Annotated in this window: 2 protein-coding genes; one reads left to right on the forward strand and one right to left on the reverse strand. The window is 73.6% G+C overall.

Annotation, left to right across the window (positions count from 1 at the left end):
- Nucleotides 1–25: 25 nt before the first annotated feature.
- The gene (locus tag DY240_RS23000) at nucleotides 26–1,477 is read right to left on the reverse strand and encodes an MFS transporter (protein ID WP_199702132.1); all 1,452 of its coding nucleotides are present in this window, start codon (nucleotides 1,475–1,477) and stop codon (nucleotides 26–28) included.
- 63 nt (nucleotides 1,478–1,540) lie between these two features.
- Here DY240_RS23000 and DY240_RS23005 point away from each other — a divergent pair, with 63 nt between their 5' ends.
- Complete coding sequence (locus DY240_RS23005; RefSeq protein WP_119662106.1) at nucleotides 1,541–1,801, forward strand: DUF3039 domain-containing protein; 261 nt, start codon at nucleotides 1,541–1,543, stop codon at nucleotides 1,799–1,801.
- Nucleotides 1,802–2,007 lie beyond the last annotated feature (206 nt).

Below are 2,007 nucleotides of genomic sequence, written 5' to 3' on the forward strand. Positions count from 1 at the left end.
CGGCCGGACGCGCGGACCGCCGGCCTCACGCCGCCGGCTCCGTGGCCGGACCGGTCGTCGGCGGCGGCTCGGCCGTCAGGCCGGTCGGGGCGGCGTCGGACGGCGTCCGCACCCGGCCCGCCGCCCACGCCCCGAACAGCGCCAGGCAGGCCATGACCGCGATGATCACCAGGTACACCCAGTGCTCGACGGTGGTCTCGGCGATCGACTCCGCGTGACCGGTGCCGAAGATCGTCCCGGCCAGGCCGACGAACGTCGCCGTGAACAGTGCGTCGCTGACCTGCAGCGCGGCCGAGTTGGCGCCGTGCTCCTCGACCGGTGAGAGCTGGAACAGCAGCACGCTCATGCTCGCCGTGGCGATGCCCATGCCGAACGCGCCGACGACCCAGCCGACCATGACGACGAACGGCGGCACCGCCTCGACCAGCGCCAGCGACACGCTGCAGATCGCCAGCGCGACGAACAGCCCGCCGGCCCGCACCAGCAGGTAGCGCGGCGCGACGGTGCGCGTCCGGCCCTGGTACCACGAGCCGGTCGCCCAGCCCAGCGCGCCGCCGGTCAGCGACAGCCCGGCCAGCGTCGACGACATGCCGCGCTCGGCGACGAGCAGCAGCGGCAGGAACGTCTCGGTGCCGAAGAACGCGCCGGCGTAGATGCCGCGCAGCGCGACGACGGTGGGCAGCCCGCGGCGCAGCGCGATGGTGCCCGGCGGCAGCAGCTTCGGCACGCTCGGCACCATGAGGACCAGCGCGACGACGGCCACCGCGACGGCGACGAGGTCGGCGCGCGAGCCGGCGTACTGCAGCAACCCCACGCCGACCGCCGCCGCCAGCGCGAACCGCTTCCGGCCGGCGCGCCGTGGCGCGCCACCCGGCGGCGGCCCGTCGACCGCCTTCGCCGACGGCAGCGCGAGGAACACCGGGATGAGCACCAGCGGCGCGATGCCCAGGAACACCCACCGCCACGACAGCTCGTCCGTCAGCAGCCCCGCGACCAGCGGCCCGACGATGGACGGGACCACCCAGGCCGCCGCCATGCCGGCGAAGATCTTCGGCCGCAGGCGCTCCGGATAGGCCCGCCCGACCACCACGTACAACGCGACGATGACGAGCCCGCCGCCGAGGCCCTGGATGGCCCGTCCGGCCAGGAACGGCCACATCGACTGTGCCGACCCGGCGAGCAGCAGGCCCACGGTGAAGGCGCCGGTGCCCAGGATGAGCGGCAGCCGCGGGCCGGTGCGGTCGCACAGCTCGCCGGAGACGACCATGGCGAACAGGCTGGTGGTGAAGAACGCCGAGAACGCGAACGCGTAGAGCGCCATGCCGTCGAGCTCGGGCACGGCCGTCGGCATCGCCGTGGCGACCGCCATCGACTCGAACGCGACGAACACCACGGCCGACACGATGCCGACGGACAGCCGCCGGTACGCCGGGCCGAGGATCCCCTGTCCCGCCTCGTCGCCCGGCCGCTCTGTCACGAGCGAATCATAGCGACGCTGCCGACATGCGCGGTTCGTCCGCCCAGTCCGTAGACTGGGCGTGTGAGCACCCAGCTGAGCCCCGGCACCGAGACCATCGAGGATCGCCGCACCCAGCCCACCAGCGGCGACGGCGACCACGAGCGGTTCTCGCACTACGTGCCCAAGGACAAGCTCACCGACGCCATGATCAACGGGACGCCCGTCATCGCCCTCTGCGGCAAGGTGTGGGTGCCCAGCCGCGACCCCCAGAAGTACCCGGTCTGCCCGCAGTGCAAGGAGATCTGGGAGTCGATGAAGCCGGGCGACGGCGACAAATCCTGATCGTCGTGTCACATTCGGGTCGCCAGAAGCACCCATAGGAGGTGTGAGAGCGACAGCGACGACGGCGTCCGGGTCCGGCCGTGGGTGAGCGGCCCATCCGAGCGGCCGTCCAGGCACTGACGTCCCTGCGCGCCGCCGCCGGCGCGGAGTTCGACGCGCTGCGCGCGGCGGTGGTCGGCCGGGCCGACGGCGCTGCGCGGGCGGCC

The sequence above is a fragment of the Jiangella rhizosphaerae genome (assembly GCF_003579925.1).
Classification (GTDB): Bacteria; Actinomycetota; Actinomycetes; order Jiangellales; family Jiangellaceae; genus Jiangella; species Jiangella rhizosphaerae.